The organism is Parasphingorhabdus sp. (assembly GCF_036964675.1).
Classification (GTDB): Bacteria; Pseudomonadota; Alphaproteobacteria; order Sphingomonadales; family Sphingomonadaceae; genus Parasphingorhabdus.
The window spans coordinates 1-17,003 of record NZ_JBALTF010000028.1 but is presented as its reverse complement, the minus strand read 5'-3'; the positions used below and the strand labels follow the sequence as shown (position 1 = coordinate 17,003).

General features: G+C 57.8%; 15 protein-coding genes. 10 read left to right on the top strand and 5 right to left on the bottom strand.

The genetic code is table 11. The features are described from left to right. Positions 1-81: 81 nt before the first annotated feature. The 4 genes from V7665_RS06870 to V7665_RS06855 form a co-directional block, all read right to left on the bottom strand. Complete coding sequence (locus V7665_RS06870) at positions 82-1,224, bottom strand: acyl-CoA dehydrogenase family protein (protein WP_335663793.1); 1,143 nt, start codon at positions 1,222-1,224, stop codon at positions 82-84. Between the two features lie 32 nt (positions 1,225-1,256). Next, positions 1,257-1,706: an acyl-CoA thioesterase gene (locus V7665_RS06865; RefSeq protein WP_335663792.1), complete on the bottom strand. Its 450-nt coding sequence runs from the start codon at positions 1,704-1,706 to the stop codon at positions 1,257-1,259. Further along, entirely contained in the window at positions 1,693-2,853 is a 1,161-nt protein-coding gene (locus V7665_RS06860; RefSeq protein ID WP_335663791.1) for an iron-containing alcohol dehydrogenase, read from the bottom strand. Before V7665_RS06860 ends, V7665_RS06865 begins: the two co-directional genes overlap by 14 nt. Positions 2,854-2,957: 104 nt before the next feature. Then, entirely contained in the window at positions 2,958-5,465 is a 2,508-nt protein-coding gene (locus tag V7665_RS06855; protein WP_335663790.1) for a TonB-dependent receptor, read from the bottom strand. A gap of 221 nt (positions 5,466-5,686) precedes the next feature. Here V7665_RS06855 and V7665_RS06850 point away from each other — a divergent pair, with 221 nt between their 5' ends. The 4 genes from V7665_RS06850 to gpmA all read left to right on the top strand — a co-directional run bounded on the left by V7665_RS06850 (position 5,687) and on the right by gpmA (position 10,207). Beyond that, complete coding sequence (locus V7665_RS06850) at positions 5,687-7,579, top strand: DUF3604 domain-containing protein (RefSeq protein WP_335663789.1); 1,893 nt, start codon at positions 5,687-5,689, stop codon at positions 7,577-7,579. A 17-nt stretch (positions 7,580-7,596) separates the two neighbouring features. Beyond that, the gene (locus V7665_RS06845; protein WP_335663788.1) at positions 7,597-8,421 is read left to right on the top strand and encodes a peptidylprolyl isomerase; all 825 of its coding nucleotides are present in this window, start codon (positions 7,597-7,599) and stop codon (positions 8,419-8,421) included. Further along, positions 8,418-9,455: a HupE/UreJ family protein gene (locus tag V7665_RS06840; protein WP_335663787.1), complete on the top strand. Its 1,038-nt coding sequence runs from the start codon at positions 8,418-8,420 to the stop codon at positions 9,453-9,455. Before V7665_RS06845 ends, V7665_RS06840 begins: the two co-directional genes overlap by 4 nt. A gap of 65 nt (positions 9,456-9,520) precedes the next feature. Then, positions 9,521-10,207: a 2,3-diphosphoglycerate-dependent phosphoglycerate mutase gene (gpmA, locus tag V7665_RS06835; protein ID WP_335663786.1), complete on the top strand. Its 687-nt coding sequence runs from the start codon at positions 9,521-9,523 to the stop codon at positions 10,205-10,207. 26 nt (positions 10,208-10,233) lie between these two features. Here gpmA and V7665_RS06830 read toward each other — a convergent pair whose 3' ends face one another. Then, entirely contained in the window at positions 10,234-10,755 is a 522-nt protein-coding gene (locus tag V7665_RS06830; RefSeq protein ID WP_335663785.1) for a GGDEF domain-containing protein, read from the bottom strand. A 283-nt stretch (positions 10,756-11,038) separates the two neighbouring features. Here V7665_RS06830 and purE point away from each other — a divergent pair, with 283 nt between their 5' ends. The 6 genes from purE to V7665_RS06800 form a co-directional block, all read left to right on the top strand. Beyond that, complete coding sequence (purE, locus tag V7665_RS06825) at positions 11,039-11,527, top strand: 5-(carboxyamino)imidazole ribonucleotide mutase (protein ID WP_335663784.1); 489 nt, start codon at positions 11,039-11,041, stop codon at positions 11,525-11,527. A gap of 8 nt (positions 11,528-11,535) precedes the next feature. Then, positions 11,536-12,606 carry a 5-(carboxyamino)imidazole ribonucleotide synthase gene (locus tag V7665_RS06820; RefSeq protein WP_335663783.1) on the top strand — a complete coding sequence of 357 codons (1,071 nt, stop codon included), beginning with the start codon at positions 11,536-11,538 and terminating at the stop codon, positions 12,604-12,606. A 35-nt stretch (positions 12,607-12,641) separates the two neighbouring features. Further along, complete coding sequence (locus V7665_RS06815) at positions 12,642-13,130, top strand: dihydrofolate reductase (RefSeq protein ID WP_335663782.1); 489 nt, start codon at positions 12,642-12,644, stop codon at positions 13,128-13,130. Positions 13,131-13,132: 2 nt separating this feature from the next. Further along, positions 13,133-14,392, top strand: a complete 1,260-nt coding sequence (locus tag V7665_RS06810) for a dipeptidase (protein ID WP_335663781.1) — start codon at positions 13,133-13,135, stop codon at positions 14,390-14,392. 246 nt (positions 14,393-14,638) lie between these two features. Then, on the top strand, positions 14,639-15,562 hold the full coding sequence (locus tag V7665_RS06805) for a bifunctional riboflavin kinase/FAD synthetase (RefSeq protein ID WP_335663780.1): 924 nt from the start codon (positions 14,639-14,641) through the stop codon (positions 15,560-15,562). A 167-nt stretch (positions 15,563-15,729) separates the two neighbouring features. Next, positions 15,730-17,003: class I tRNA ligase family protein (locus V7665_RS06800; RefSeq protein ID WP_335663779.1), on the top strand; the 1,274-nt coding region annotated here is incomplete at its 3' end.

The following is a 17,003-nucleotide window of genomic DNA, read 5'->3' as shown; positions in this document are numbered from 1 at the left end:
CCTGTGCTTTGACAGGCTCAGCACGAACCGCTTTTGTAGACGCTCTGCTTATCTCCCGGAAAGCGGAAATGGCAAGCGCGATCAGAGGCCCATTTGCCGAACCGCGAGATCGCGCATGATTTCTTCCGAGCCGCCACCGATCGCCATGACCTTGACCTCGCGATAGAAACGCTCGACCGGATTGCCGCGCAAATAGCCGGCCCCGCCGAGAATCTGCATCGCTTCGCTGGCGCAAAACTCGAGATCCTTGGTGGCACTGAACTTGGCCTTGCAGATCTGCGCGACCGGCATTTCGCCCTGTTCGGCGAGCCAGCAAATCTGGTTCAGCCAGCCGTCGAGCCGGTCGACGCGCGCCGACATGTCGGCGATCTTGTGGCGGATCACCTGATGCTTGATCATCGGCTTGCCGAAAGTCTCGCGCTGCTGCGCATAGGCAATCGATTGCTCGAGCAGCACCCGCATCATGCCGAGGCATTGCGCGACCATGCCGAGCCGCTCGTGGTTGAAATTGTGCATGATCTGGATGAAGCCGCGCCCTTCCTCGCCCAGCATATTTTCTGCCGGCACCCGCACATCATCAAAATAGAGCGATGCCTGATCCGAAGCCCACCAGCCCATTTTCTTGTCGAGCGCGGTGCGCGAAAAGCCCTCGGCATCCTTGTCCACCAGAAACAGCGAAATGCCGTGCAGGCCCTCGCCGCCGGTGCGCGCGCCGATGACATAATGATCGGACGTCATGCCGCCGGTGATGAAGGTCTTGGACCCGTTGATCACCCAGTGATTGCCATCCTGTCTTGCGGTTGTCTGCATATTGGCAACGTCCGAGCCGCCGCCCGGTTCGGTGATGCCGAGGCTGGAGCCGACTTTACCGAGCACGATATCTTTCAGGATGCGGTCCTTGATCTCTTCGGAGGCCAGCTTGTGGATCGGGCCGATGGAGATGCTGCGCCCACCCAGCGCTGCCAGCGTGCCGCCATTATGCGCCCTTGCCGCTTCTTCGCCCCAGGCGGCGCGCATGAAAATATCGTCCATGCCCAGACCGCCATATTTTTCATCGATGCCAAAGCCCCAGACGCCGAGCGCGCCGACCCGTTGGTGCAGCTCCCAGGGGATTTCGCCGGCCTCGTCCCACTCATTGGCAAAAGGCTGTAATTCCGTTTCGGCGAAGCGGCGGCAGGTTGCGCGGAACTGGCGGCGCTCGTCATTGTCAAAAGGGCGTAGCATCTCTCTCTCCCGAAGATTTTTTAATCAGTTGATTAAACTTCTATCGCCTCTAGCGCGGAGCGCAAGGGGAATGGGAGGGAAACCGGTCTGCGGGTGGCGCGATCGACATAGACATGGGTGAAGCTGCCTGCGGCCGAAGCCACATCTTCATCGCCACGAAACAGGCCAACGCCATAGGTGACGCTGCTGTTGCCGAGCCGGTCTACCCGGATGCGGGCCATCACATCGTCAGGAAAAGCGATGGGCGCGAAATAGTCGCAGCTGGTGTTGACGACCAGACCGATGGTGTCGCCGCCGGTAATATCGAGCGCGCCCTGCTCGATCAGATAGCGGTTTACCGCGGTGTCGAACCAGAAATAATAGATGGCATTGTTGACATGACCATAGGGGTCGTTGTCGTTCCAGCGGGTGGTGATCAAGCTGCCGGTGCGATAGTCGCTCCGTACCGGTGGTTCAGCCCTCTGGCTTTTACCAGGCGGCATCATAGATCCTTTGCGCGTCGGCCAGCGTCAGTTCTTTGGGATTGTTGACCAGCAAGCGGGTCTGCAGCATCGCCGCCTCTGCCAATTCGGTCGTGGCCTCCCTGGCGATACCGATATCACGCAATTTCCTCGGTGCCTTGACCTTGACCGCCAGCGCTTCAAGATAGTCGATAAACTCCTGTGCCCGCGCTTCACTGCTGTTTTCGCTACCGCGCGGAATGTGCAGGGCATCGGCGAGCTGCGCATAAAGCGGTGCGGCGGCTTCGAGATTGAACTGCATGACATAAGGCATGACCAGCGCATTGGAGAGGCCGTGCGGGATATGATAAATGCCGCCGAGCGGATAGGCGAGCGCGTGGATTGCGCCGACCGGACTATTGGCAAAGGCCTGACCGGCGAGCATCGATCCGCGCAGCATCGCTTCGCGCGCCAGCATATTGCGGCCATCGAAACAGGCGGTCTCGATATTGGCGGTGAGCAATTTCAACGCCTCAATCGCCAGCATGTCGGAGACCGGGTTTTTGGCATTGCGACCGGTAAAGGCCTCAATCGCATGGACCATCGCGTCGATGCCGGTCGCTGCTGTCACGTCGGCGGGAAGCCCGAGGGTCAGCGCTGGATCGAGCAGCGCCACATCGGCAAACAGATGCGGAGAGACGATCCCCGCCTTGGTGGTTTCTCCGGTGGTCAGGATCGAAATGGCGGTCACTTCCGATCCGGTGCCGGAGGTGGTCGGGATCAATATGGTCGGCAGACCCTTGCGCTCGAGCAAACCGACGCCGTAAATTTCTGTGAGCGGTTGCGCGTCGTCAACCGCAAGCGCCGCAACCACCTTGGCGGTATCGAGCGAACTGCCGCCGCCCAGCCCGATGACGATATCCACGCCGGCCGCTTTCGCAGCTTCAATCGCCTGCAACACGATAGTCTCAGGCGGGTCGGCGATCACCGAGTCAAAAATGACGCTATCAAGACCGGCTGCCCGCAATGTCTGCTCAACCGGAGCAATCAGGCCGGCATTGACGATGCCCTTGTCGGTAACGATCATCGGTCTGGATGCGCACAAGGCGGCGATCTGTCCGGGAAGCTGGCCGAGGCAGCCTTCACCGAAGTGAAGCACGGGGACGGTCTGGAATATAAAGTTTTTCATGAGCCAGTCTTTTGCACCAATGGTTCTGCCGCGCAATAAAAAGGGGCCGGAAAATCCGGCCCCTGATTAGCTGGTGACAGTTTGCCACCAAATTTTGAGTAATCCTAGAACTTGCCGCGCAGGGTCAGTCCGTAGCTGCGAGGTTCCTGGACGAAAGCCGAACGCGAACCGGAACGCAATACCGTGTTGAAGGTCACGCCGCGCGTTACTTCATTGGTCAGGTTGGTCACGAAAGCTTCGATGCCCCAAGTGTCTTCCTGGCTACCGATACCGGCGCGCAGGTTGAGCTTGATATTGCCATCCTGTGTGTCGAACGGAACCGGATTGTTCGCCGCCAGATTGGCAGGATCAATCGCCTGGGTCGATGTCCGCCGATCGCTTTCAAAACGCATCTGCGCGTTGAGGAAGTATTTCAGGTTGTTACCGATATCATTGCTATAGGTAGCGCCTGCAATACCCACGAAATCCGGAGCATTGGTCAACGAATTTCCGCAAAGCGCCACAACGTTCGCAGCAGTCTGGGTACCGGCACAATCATTCGGATAATTGGCATCGGTATATGTCAGAGCAGCGTTGACCGTGAAATGGTCGCTTGGACGGATCGTCGTTTCGATTTCCAGACCCTGGGTTTCCGCTTTGGGAACATTGAAGGTCTGGAACTGCGCACCGGTGAATTCAAGAACCTGGAAGTTCTTGAATTCCTCGCGGAATGCAGCCAGATTCAACGTCACCGCATTATCCAGGAATTTGGCTTTCACACCAATTTCATAGGAATTCACTGTTTCCGAAGCAAAGCGCGGATCAGCGCCGCCAGCAGCAGCTGTCGAGTCGAGGTTGAAGCCACCCGATTTATAACCATGGGTAAAGCTCGCATAGACATTGACCGGATCAGCAAAGGCATAAGCCACTTTACCGGTGTAGATCAGTTCATTGTCCTTGAACTTGCTGCTGAATGTCCGTGGCAGCGGGAATACAGCTGCCTGCGGCAAATCGGCTGGGGCGGTAAAGGCAAAACAGCCGGTACCGAACACGGTGCTGATCAACGGAGTCGGAACATTGCCCGCGCCAATCGATCCCAGGATCGCAGGGCAAAGGGCATTGGTGTTGCTACCCTGAGCGAAGGAACCGTCCTTGCTTTCGTCGGAATAGCGCAAACCCACGGTTAGTTCGAGGCCGTCGGTAACTTCCAGCGTATTGTGCGTGAACAAGGACCAGCTCTTGCTGTTCTGCGAATAGAGATTGGTGTTGGTCGTTCCTGCTGGATCGACACCGCCGGACAAAATGGTCAGCGGGTTGGCACCAAAGGCACCGCCGGTCGGGCCGAAGAGCAATGCACCGATCAACTCACCATAATCTTCACCCAGTGCGAAACTGACCGACTGGTTGATTTTCTCGTCGGAATAATATCCGCCGACCAGCCAGTTCAAGGCACCGCCGAACGCTTCGCCCTGAACCCGCAATTCGTGGGTCATGGTTTCAATCGAGGTAGAGTTGTTCGTCACGTTGAAGACATCGAGGCCCGAGAAATCCGAGTCATAGGCTTCGCGTGCATCATATTCACGATACGAACCGATATAGATCAGATCCGCGCTATCGCCCAAAGGCACTTCGATTTCACCGGTGACGCCCCATTGGTCAAATTTGGTCTGCGGAGCGAAATTGGCGGTCGCGATGCGATTGTCGGCTGCGATTTCAGCAGTCGTTGTATCGAAAGGGTTCACCGCAACGACCGGTGCAGCCATGCCGCCGCGGGCGCCAAGGCCAACAGCGCCGAACAGGCCGAAGGTTTCAACCGGAGATTGCAGGACTTCGACGGCTGCACAGCAACCAGCGGAGCTCTTGGCATAATCGCCGATCAGACGGCCGCGGATGCCACTGTCGGTTTCAAAACCGAGCTGCGCACGAACCAGATATTGGTCGGTGCCGTTCGATTCACCAATTTTGGCACCGGTCTGGTCGACTACGGTCACATAACCATCACGCTCGCGATAGGCGCCAGTGACGCGCAGGGCGAGATAGTCTTTCATGATCGGCACATTGACCGCGCCCTGAACGCTGTAGAGATCGCGATTGCCATATGTGGCATTGGCGAAACCGCCAAATTCGTTCAGGTCAGGCCGTACATTGGTGATGTTCAAAGCACCGGCAGATGTGTTGCGACCGAACAGCGTGCCCTGTGGACCGCGCAGAACTTCAACGCGTTCGACGTCGACAAATTCGGAAAGCGCAACACCGGGACGGGACTGATAGGCACCGTCGATGAAGATACCGACAGCCGATTCAAAACCGATATTGTTGGAGGTCGTACCGACACCGCGAATCCGCAGCACCACCGAACCGGACGCCAGCTGGGCGTTGGATGTCGAGAAGCTGGAGGACACGTTGGTAATCTGGCCAACATTGACAACGCCCTGGCGTTCCAGCTGGACCGGGCTAACCGCAGTCACCGCGAGAGGAATCGCCTGAACGTCCTGGGCACGGCGGGTCGCCGTCACGATGATCACATTGTCATCGAACGTTTCGGCTTCCTGCGCTGCGTCCTGTGCAAAAGCGGGGGTGGTCATGGCGGTGGTACAAAGCGCCGCCATGAGGAATTTATTGATCGTTTTCATTTCTATACTCCGGTTGAACTGGCCGTCGTTGTCGCCAATTTCCTGGGGGATGGCTTATTTTTACGACAGCGGCGGTTGCGTCCGTCGTTTAATTGGGTCATTAAATCAAGCGGAGAGGGGCAGATAAAAGCCGATTCCTAGACAAATGTTGCAAAAATGTAACATTTGTGCCGAGAGGAAATGGCAGTTATCGGCACGCTTGTTCTGGGAGGGATGCAAAAATGACACGTAAATTTCTGATGGTTGCCGTAACGGCGGCGATACTGAGCGGCTGTACGGCCGAGAGCGAGGATACGCAAAATTCGAAAATTGCGCAGGCCTCGACCGAAGAAGCCAATCCCGACCGCAACGTCTATTTCGGCGATCTCCATATTCACACAAAGAACAGTTTCGACGCCTATATCTTCAACATCCGCGCAACCCCGGATGATGCCTATGAATTTGGCATGGGCGGCACGATCAAGCATCCGCTCGGCTATGACCTGAAGCTGGAAGGGCCGCCGCTCGACTTCATGGCGGTTACCGATCACGCCGCCTATCTTGGCCATCTGGAAGCGATGAATACAGCTGGCACGAAATTGTCGAAGCTGGATATGGCCAAGAATATGTTCAGTACAGACCCCGACAAGATTATCGCTGCGTTTCAGCTGATCGGTGGCGCGGTCCGCGACGGCAAGAAGATGGATGGTGTCTATGATCCCGCCATTGTCGGCAATGTCTGGAAACAGATTGTCGATTCTGCCGAGAAATATAACCAGCCCGGCAAGTTCACCACCTTCGCTGCCTATGAATATACCGCAACCCGGGTCACCCGCGGCCAGGAAGGCGGATTTGCCGGCGGCAATCTGCACCGCAACGTCGTATTCCGGGGCTCTGCACCCGACATGCCTTTCGCCTCCATCGATTCGCCCAATCCGGAAGATCTGTGGAGCTGGATGGACGATCAGCGCGAAGCCGGCAATGACGCCATGTCGATCCCGCACAACAGCAATGTCTCCGATGGAGAAATGTTCAAGCTGGAAACCTATGAGGGCCAGCCGCTAACCAAGGCCTATGCTGAAAAACGGATTCGCAACGAACCGCTGGTCGAGATCACCCAGGTCAAGGGCACGTCGGAAACCCATCCCTCGCTGTCGCCCAATGACGAATGGGCCGATTTCGAAATTTATGACAAGTTGCTCAGTTCGATGGTCACATCGAAGACCAGCGAGGGCGATTATGTCCGGCAGGCGATCGCCAACGGGCTGAAGCTGACCATGGAAATCGGTGCTGATCCGTTCCATTTCGGATTCATCGGATCGAGCGACACCCATGTCGCCGGCGGTTCCTTTGACGAGAAGAATTTCTGGTCGAAAATCGGTATTGTCGATGGTTCACCAGAGTCCCGGGGTTCGATTCCGCCGGATCGCAAGAAGAGCTGGGAAGGAGTCGCCGTCGATCCGCGTGCCGCCAACTGGTTCTCGCGCTGGAGCGCGTCCGGCTATGCTGCGGTCTGGGCCGAGCAGAACAGCCGCGAGGCGATATTCGATGCGATGCGCCGCAAGGAAACCTATGCGACCACCGGTACGCGGATCAAATTGCGCTTCTTTGGCGGCTTCGGTTTTGACGAAGCGATGCTGGATGATCCGGAAATGGTCAGCAAGGCCTATAAGGATGGTGTGCCGATGGGCGGCGATCTGGTCGGCAACAAGGCACCCGGCTTTATCATATGGGCGATGCGCGACGCGATGAGCGCGCCGCTGCAACGCGTCCAGATCATCAAGGTCTGGACCGATGGCGGCGAAGCCAAGGAGAAAGTCTTTGATGTCGCCTGCAGCGATAGCGGCAAGCCGGATGCAAATTTCCGCTGCCCGGACAATGGCGCCAAAGTGGATCTGAGCAATTGCTCGATTTCCGCCGACAAGGGTGCGCCGGAACTGAAGACCTTCTGGCGCGACCCCGAACATAAGGCTGGCCAGCGGGCGTCTTTTTATGTGCGGGTGCTGGAAAATCCGGTCTGCCGCTGGTCGACCTGGGATGCGCTACGGGCTGGCGTAGCGCCCAACCCGGCCTTGCAGAAAACGATCCAGGAACGCGCATGGTCCTCGCCGATCTGGTATGTACCAACGGCCTGATCTGACGGGAACGCTGCGTGAAAATTTTTCGTGATCCGATCACGCATTTTGTCCTGATCGGACTGGCGCTGGTCGCCATGAACCATTTCTGGAACGTCTGGCAGGGCGAGCTGGGCCGGACGATAGTGGTGAGCGCCGCCGAGATTGACCGGCTGGAAAAAATCTGGGCGGGCACGGCGGGTCGGCTGCCCACCGGGGAAGACCAACAACAGATCATCGATCAATATGTGCAGGAAGAAATGCTGGTTCGGGAAGCCGAACGGCTGGGCCTGGGGGATGACGACACGATCATCCGGCGGCGGCTGGCGCAGAAAATGGATTTTCTGGTCAGCGATGACGCCAAGGCCGATGATCCTACGGATGCCGAACTGGAACGCTGGTTCGAGGATCATCGCGAGCGTTTTGCAGCGCCGGAAATGCGCAGCTTCACCCATGTCTATTTCAGTCCGGAAAAACACGGGTCGCGGATCGAAGCTGCGGCAGAGACCGCACGCGCACGACTACAGTCGGGTGCGGAATGGAAATCGCTGGGCGATCCGTTCATCCAGAAACGCAGCTATGCAGCGGTGCCGGAACGGGAAGTCGCCAGGCTGTTCGGACCGGAATTTGCCGCCGACATCTTCAAGCTTGGCGCAGGCCAATGGAGCGAGCCGATCGGGTCCGCCTTCGGCCTGCATCTGGTTCGCATAGAGGCGATCGACCGCGCCGCGCAGGCGCAGTTTGCGCCAATCCGGGCCGCAGTGCTGGCCGCCTGGCAGGATGAACAGCGGAGCGATGCGAAACGGGCTGCGGTGGATGCGCTAATCGGAAAATATAAAGTGGTGGTCGAGAAAGCGGAATGAAGGCCGCTATTGCACAGCCAGTCGCTCGTCCAGCCCGGCGGTGGATCGGCAGCGCTGCTGGCTGGCTCCGCCCGACATTGGCGATCTGGCTATTGGCGCTATTTCTGGCGAGCCCGGCCGCTGCCCATGAAATCCGGCCAGCGGCACTGGAACTGACCGAACAGGCAGATGGCACGGTCTCGGTGATCTGGAAGCAACCGGTGCTATCGGGAAAAAAGCTCAGGATGCGGCCGATCCTCCCGGCGCAATGCGCCCCACCCGAACAGACGCAGCAGGAGTTCACCGGTACGGCGACCATCGAAACCTGGCAGACGGCCTGCCGTCTCGACCGCGGAGAGGTCAGGATCGAAGGCCTCGAACAGACGCTGACCGATGTTTTTGTCCGGCTGAAGTTTGCTGATGGTAATGAGCAGACGCGGGTTTTGCGCCCGGCCAGCGCCACTTTTTCGTTGCAGGCAAAAGGCGGTGATTCGCCGGCGAGCGCCTATCTGCGGATCGGCGCGGAGCATATGCTGTTCGGCTGGGATCATCTGCTGTTCGTACTCGGCCTGCTTTTGCTCACCCCGGTGCGCAAGATTCTCTGGGTTATCTCTGCCTTCACCGCCGGCCACAGCCTGACGCTGGCGATCACCGCGCTGGGCCTGTTCCGTCTGCCGAGCGGTCCGGTAGAGCTGCTGATTGCGCTGAGCATTTTCTTCCTCGCCGTCGAGGTTGTCCGCAAACAGGCCGGAAAAACCAGCCTGACGATCCGGCAACCGTGGATCGTCGCCGCCGGTTTCGGACTGCTGCATGGCCTTGGCTTTGCTGGCGCGCTGGCCGCTATCGGCCTGCCCAAAGGTCAGGAAATATGGGCGCTGCTGCTGTTCAACCTGGGCGTGGAAATCGGCCAGATCCTGTTCGTCGCCGCCGTTCTCGGCGCTTATTGGCTGGTCAGCCGGTTGCCGATAGACCGGCAGAATTGGCTGGCCCGCCCTGCTCTCTATCTGGTCGGTTCGCTGGGTGCCTATTATACGATGGTGCGCATTTTCATCTGAAATCACTCTTGGCGGCATATGTCATCGCCGCTAGGGGAGATGGAACACAAGCTGAAGGACAATATATGCCCCAACTCATCCTGCTTCGCCATGGCCAGTCGCAATGGAATCTGGAAAACCGCTTTACCGGCTGGTGGGATGTCGATGTTACCGAAAAGGGCATCGAGGAAGCCAGGGCTGCCGGGCAGCTGATGAAGGAACGCGGCATTGACCCGAATGTCTGCTTTACCAGCGTCCAGACAAGAGCGATCAAGACGCTCAATCTTGCGCTGGAGGAAATGGGCCGTCTGTGGTTGCCGGTGGAAAAAAACTATCGGCTCAACGAGCGCCATTACGGCGGGCTGACCGGTCTCAACAAACAGGAAACCCGCGAAAAACATGGCGATGAGCAGGTCCATATCTGGCGGCGCAGTTTTGACACCCCGCCGCCGCCGATGGCTTCGGACAGCCCCTATCAAATGTCCAACGACCCGCGCTACAAGGGCATTGAAGTCCCGTCGACAGAAAGCCTGAAAGATACGATCGCGCGGGTGCTCCCTTATTGGAAAAGCCGGATCGCACCCGAATTGCAAAATGGCAAAAAGGTTCTGATTTCGGCGCATGGCAATAGTCTGCGGGCGCTGGTCAAGCATCTGTCGAAGATCCCGGATGACGAGATTACCGGTCTGGAAATCCCGACCGGTCAGCCGATTGTCTATGAACTGGACGACGACCTGAACGAGATCGAACGCTATTATCTGTCCGAGCGATAGTCTGCCCGGCAAATAATCTAAAGGCCCTATTCGAACTTGTCTTTGGCGGTATACATGGCGGCGTCAGCGCGAGACATCAGGCCGTCAGTCGTATCCTGGGGTCCGACGAAACAATAGCCTATCGAAGCGCCAAAGGGCAGTCGCTTGCCTTCGTGGACGAAATTCTCATTGCCGAAAACTTCCATAAGAAAGTCGATCTTGTCCGCTACCTGATCGCCATTCAAACTGTCGAGCAACAGGCCGAATTCATCGCCGCCAATCCGGGCAACCACGTCCGTCGTCCGGGTATGGGTTTTCAATATTTCAGCCAAACGCACCAGCAGCGCATCTCCGGCAGCATGGCCATAGTCATCATTGATCATTTTCAGTTTGTTGACGTCGAGAAATAGCACGGCACAATTGTCGCCATATCGACGACAACGCGCAACCCGATCGCCCAGGCTTTCAACAAAAAAGCGGCGGTTTGAAAGACCGGTAAGCACATCATGATAAGCGTTCAGCTTCATTTCAGCGAGATCCTCTTTCAGCGCAACTATTTCCTGATCCAATAAAAGGCAGTTGGCGCAATGTTGACGATTGCCTACGCGATGCTTTTGCATTTTATTTGTGATTCTAAATCCTGCCAATACTTATATTTCTATCTATTTAAAAAAACAATAGAATTATTCGGGCGCCTTGCACTAAAACTATAGTAACCCTGTCAAGATTCAGCGCAATCCGCTGCCGTTAAAATTGTCACCACGAAAATTCAGAACCCCGATATGTGTCATTGCGTCCGCACCAATTCCCGACTAAACCGCATTGCTTCCGTAGCATTTGTCAGGGGCAAAAATGGTCGAAGCACCTCCTCTCGTTGGAATAATCATGGGCAGCCAGTCCGACTGGGCAACGATGAAGCTCGCGAGCGACATCCTGGATCAGTTGCAAATATCCCATGAAGAGAAAATCGTGTCGGCACACCGCACGCCGGGGCGCCTTTATGACTATGCGACATCGGCGGTGGAACGCGGACTGAAAGTAATCATCGCGGGCGCCGGCGGAGCAGCCCATCTGCCCGGCATGGCAGCCTCGATGACCCGCATTCCAGTGCTCGGCGTGCCGATCCAGTCAAAAGCATTGAGCGGCATCGACAGCCTGCTCTCGATCGCGCAAATGCCCGCAGGCATCCCGGTCGGGACATTGGCAATCGGCGAAGCAGGTGCCAAAAATGCGGCGCTGCTGGCCGCGGCGATCCTCGCCAATTCGGACCCGGCATTGGCCGAGCGGCTGGACGCCTGGCGCGCGGCGCAGACCGACGCCGTCGCCGACAAGCCCGTATAACCAGCCTCATGAAAACACTCCCACCCGGATCAACCATTGGAATATTGGGCGGCGGCCAGCTTGGCCGGATGCTGAGCGTCGCGGCGGCGCAATTGGGCTATCGCTGTCATATCTATGCCCCCAATGCCAATAGCGTGGCGGCGGAAGTCTCGGCGCAATTCACCTGCGCGCAGGATGACGACATCGCTTCGCTGACCCGCTTCGCCGAGAGCTGCGACGTGATCACCTTTGAATTTGAAAATGTTCCGGTCGATCCGCTGCACCAGATTGCATCCTGCGCGCCACTGCATCCGCCGATCGCGGCGCTGGATATCGCGCAGAACCGGATCGCCGAGAAAGTTTTCGCCCGCGATCATGACGGGACCACAGCGCCCTTTGCCGAAGTGAGTGATCGGGCGTCGCTGGATATTGCGATTGCCGACGTCGGTGCGCCGGCGATCCTCAAGACCATCCGCATGGGCTATGACGGCAAGGGCCAGTCCAGGATCCGTGCGGGCGATGATCTCGACCAGCATTGGCAGGCGGTGGCGCAGCAGCCCTGCGTTGCCGAGGGCTTCGTTACCTTCAGCCATGAATTTTCAGTGATCCTGGTGCGCGGCCAGGATGGCGAAATCCGTTTCTGGAACACGCCGCATAATGTGCACGAAGACGGCATATTGGCGATCTCGACCGCCCCTGCGCCCGACGCCATATTGGACCAGCAGGACGCCGCCCGGGCGCTGGCCGCCCGGATGGCCGAATCGATGGATTATGTCGGTGTGCTCACCTGCGAATTTTTTGCCACCAAAAACGGTCCGATATTCAACGAGATGGCACCGCGCGTGCACAATAGCGGCCACTGGACGATCGAGGGAGCCGTCACCAGCCAGTTTGAAAATCATATAAGGGCGATATGCGGACTGCCGCTCGGTGACACCGGACTCGCGGCGAAAAAAGTCGAGATGCACAATCTGATCGGGGCGCAAGCCGACCACTGGCAGACCCTGTTATCCGACGGCGCCAACCACCTGCATCTCTATGGCAAGGGCGAGAGCCGGCCGGGCCGAAAAATGGGCCATGTTACCAAATTATATTTCTAATTTGCAGTCTGTCAGAACTGCGCTAGGCGTCGCCCATGAACCATCCTGAAATCATCTTCTTTCTTGCCCGCGCCGACAATGGCGTGATCGGTGACGGCGACAGCATACCGTGGCGCCTGCCCGAGGATCAGAGACGATTCAAGCGCATGACCATGGGCAAGCCGATGATCATGGGCCGCAAGACCTTTGACAGCCTGCCCGGCCTGTTGCCCGGACGGCGCCATATCGTGCTGAGCCGGGACAAGGCCTGGGAAGGCGACGGCGCAGATGTCGCGAGCAGCGTCGACAAGGCCCTGAAAATGGCCAATGCGCCGCATATCGCGGTGATCGGCGGCGCGGAAATCTACAAGGCGTTTCTCGACAAGGCCGACCGGATCGAACTGACCGAAGTGCATAGCAAGCCAAAAGGTGATACCAAGATGCCGGCCTTTGATGCCGCCATCTGGGAAGAGACGGCGCGCGAGGATCATGACGCGAAAAATGACAAGCCGGCCTTCAGCTTCGTCACCTTGAAAAGGAAATAGCCATGAAGAAAATCGCGCTGACACTTCTGGGTCTCATCGCGATTGGGATCGTCGGCTTTCTGATATTCGGACCGGCATGGTTCGAGAAGCAGACCAATATGGTTGATGGCAAACCACTGCCGGCGATCACCGCCGAAGCGCAGAAATTGCATGACAGCCTGATGATCGTTGATCTGCACGGCGACACATTGCTGTGGAAGCGCAAGATTACCAACCGTTCCGATTATGGCCATATCGATCTCAAGCGGATGCAGGCGGGCAATGTCGGGCTGCAGATTTTTTCCAGCGTGACCAAGACGCCCCGGGGCCAGAATTACGACAGCAACAGCGCTGACTCAGATAATATCACCTTGCTCGCGATCACCCAGCTGCAGCCAATGCGAACCTGGTTCTCGCTGCTCGAGCGGCAGCTTTATCACGCGCAGAAACTGGATCGGGCGGTCAAGGACAGCGCTGGTGCGCTAGCGATGATCAGCAATGCCGCCGATGTCGATGGTCTGGTGGAATTCCGCAGCAGGGACAAAAGCCCGATCGGCGTGATGTTCTCCGCCGAAGGGCTGCAGACGCTGGAAGGCAAAAGAGAGAATCTGCAGAAACTCTATGACTCAGGCATGCGCATGGCCGGGCTGGTGCATTTTTTCGACAATGAGCTGGCCGGGTCGATGCATGGCGAGAAAAAGAGCGGGCTCACTAAATTTGGAAAAACCATCGTCCGCGACATGGAACAGAAGGGTATGATCGTCGATATCGCCCATTCGAGCCACGCGACGGTTGCCGACATATTGAAAATGGCGAAGCGCCCGGTCGTTTCCAGCCATGGCGGCGTGCAGGCAGTGTGCGGGGTCAACCGCAACCTGACCGATGCAGAAATCAGGGGCGTCGCGGCAACCGGCGGCGTGATTGGTCTGGGCTATTGGGACGGCGCGATGTGCGACACCGATCCCAAGACCGTCGCCAAGGCGGTCAAGCATGTCCGCGATCTGGTCGGGATCGAATATGCCGCGCTGGGCAGCGATTTTGACGGCGCGGTGACCACAAGATTCGACACCAGCGGTATTGTCCAGATTACCCAGGCTTTGATGCAGGCCGGCTTCACCGAAGCGGAAATCCGCGCGGTGATGGGGCTGAATGCGCTGCGGGTAATCAAGGCGGGGATTGAGCCGATGCCGAAACCCGGCGCGGCGCCGCAGGGCGAAGTGACTCCGGCGACTCCGCTGGTCGTCAAGCCCGGTACCGATGCCCGGGAACTGGTTCCGGAATAGAGACCAGCCTGCGCTGGCATGACGAACTTGTTACGCCCGCTTTACCCCTGCACCCTGATTGTCATTCCGGGGTCTAGAAATGCTTGAAAAACAGCATGTTTTTCACCAGCATATCTTGGAACCCGGAATCCACCTCTCGTCCAGACAGCCTGAAACTGGATATCGGACAGCTAGATTTCCTAACCAAATCATAGATTTGGAAGAAATCTGCTTCCGGAATGACAAATTGTGGCTAATGAACATCCTATGCAAAGACTGAACGGAAAAGACCGGATCGACGGCGACCTGCGCGGAGCGATACTCGCTCTCGGCAATTTTGACGGATTTCATTTCGGCCATCAGGCGGTCGCCGGCAAGGCGCTGAGCTGGGCCCGGGACGAAGGCCGTCCGGCGATTATCGCGACCTTCGATCCGCATCCGGTGCGCTTTTTCAAGCCCGATCTGCCGCCTTTTCGCCTGACCAATCTGGCGCAGCGCCAACGACTGTTCGCCGATGCCGGGGCCAGTGCGATGCTGGTTTTCGAATTTGACGCCGGGCTGGCCGGCACGACGGCAGAGGATTTTATCACCGAGCTGCTGGTCGATCGCTTTGGCGCGGCCGGCGTCGTCACCGGCGCGGATTTCACCTTTGGCAAGGGCGCAAAAGGCAATATCGATCTGCTGCGCGAAATCGGCGCGGCGCACGGGCTGAAAAGCGAAGCGGTCAGCCCGATCAGCGACAGCGATGACGTGATCTCCTCCAGCCGGATCCGGGCGGCGATGAAAGAGGGGCTGTGCGAGGAAGCGGGCCGCCTGCTCACCCGTCCGTTCGCGATTCAGGGCGAAGTCATCCATGGCGACAAGAATGGCCGGCTGCTCGGCTATCCGACCGCCAATATCGACATCGGCGAATATCTGCGCCCGAAATATGGCATCTATGCGGTCAAGGGCCGCCTGCCCGATGGCCGGGTGCTGAACGGCGCGGCCAATCTTGGCATCCGCCCGAGCTTCGACCCGCCGAAGGAATTGCTCGAGCCCTATTTCTTTGATTTCGGCGAAGATCTTTATGGCCAGACGATCGAGGTTGAGCTGCATCATTTTCTGCGCGGCGAGCAGAAGTTCGATGATCTGGATGCGCTGAAGGTGCAGATGGAGAAGGATTGTGAGCGGGCGAGAGTGTTGCTGGATTAATTGGCCATATTCGTCATTGCGAGCGGAGCGAAGCAATCCAGGAAGTCGCTTGCCGCTCTGGATTGCCACGGGCTTTCAGCCCTCGCAATGACGAGCTTATTTGAAGGTTCCCGCGCTGCACAAATCCCGCTTGCACCCGCGCCCCGCCTCCCCTAATCCCCGCGATTATGACCGATCCCAAAGCAGATTATAAAGACACGGTTTTCCTGCCGAAAACCGATTTCCCGATGAAAGCCGGCCTTGCGCAGAAGGAACCGGCGATATTGGCGCGCTGGCAGAAGATTGGGCTCTATGAAAAGCTGCGCGAAGCGCGGGCTGGCCGCGAGAAATTCATTCTTCACGATGGCCCGCCTTATGCCAATGGCAATATCCATATCGGTCACAGCCTCAACAAGACGCTGAAGGATCTGGTGGTTCGTTCGCAGTCGTTGCTGGGCAAGGACGCGCCGTTTGTGCCGGGCTGGGATTGTCACGGCCTGCCGATCGAGTGGAAGATCGAGGAACAATATCGCAAGAAGAAGCTGAACAAGGACGAGGTTCCGGCGAGCGAATTCCGCGCCGAATGCCGGACCTATGCCGACAATTGGGTCAATGTGCAGCGCGAGGAATTTAAGCGGCTCGGCATATTGGCGGAATGGGACAAGCCCTATCTGACGATGGATTATGACGCCGAGGCGGCGATTGTTGCCGAGTTGCTGAAATTTGCCGAGGCCGGCCAGCTCTATCGCGGCGCCAAGCCGGTGATGTGGTCGCCGGTCGAGAAGACCGCGCTGGCCGAGGCCGAGGTGGAATATGAGGATATTGTCTCGACGCAGATCGATGTTGGATTTAAGATTGTCGAAGTGCCGAATGCGCCTGACTTGGAGGGTGCTCATGCGGTGATCTGGACGACGACACCGTGGACCATTCCGGTCAATCAGGCACTCGCTTATAATTCTGACATAGATTACGTAATGGTACATTTGAACGCATGGAGTGGGGGAGAAGGCGGAGGCGGTCATGCGCCTAGCCATTTGCTGGTGGCAAAAGATAGACTTGATGAACTGGTCAAGCGATACCGCATCGACGAATACTTCATTGATTGGGAAGGCAAAGGCTCCCAACTCGCCGGAGCCACCGCCAAACACCCGATGGCCGACAAATTCCCGGACAGCGAATTCTACACCAAGCCGCGCCCCTTCCTCGATGGTTCGCACTTCGTCACCACCGATGCGGGTACCGGGCTGGTCCATATGTCGCCTGATCATGGCGAGGATGATTTCGATCTGTGCAAGAAAAACGGCATCAACCCGGTGTTCGCGGTCGAGGCCGATGGCGTCTATCGCGAAGACTGGGAATGGCTGCCGCGCGGCGACGAGCGCTCCGGCGGGGTGATCAACAAGAATTTCAACGGCCCGGAAGGTCCGATCTGTTCGGACCTGCGCGAGGCCGGTGCCCTGCT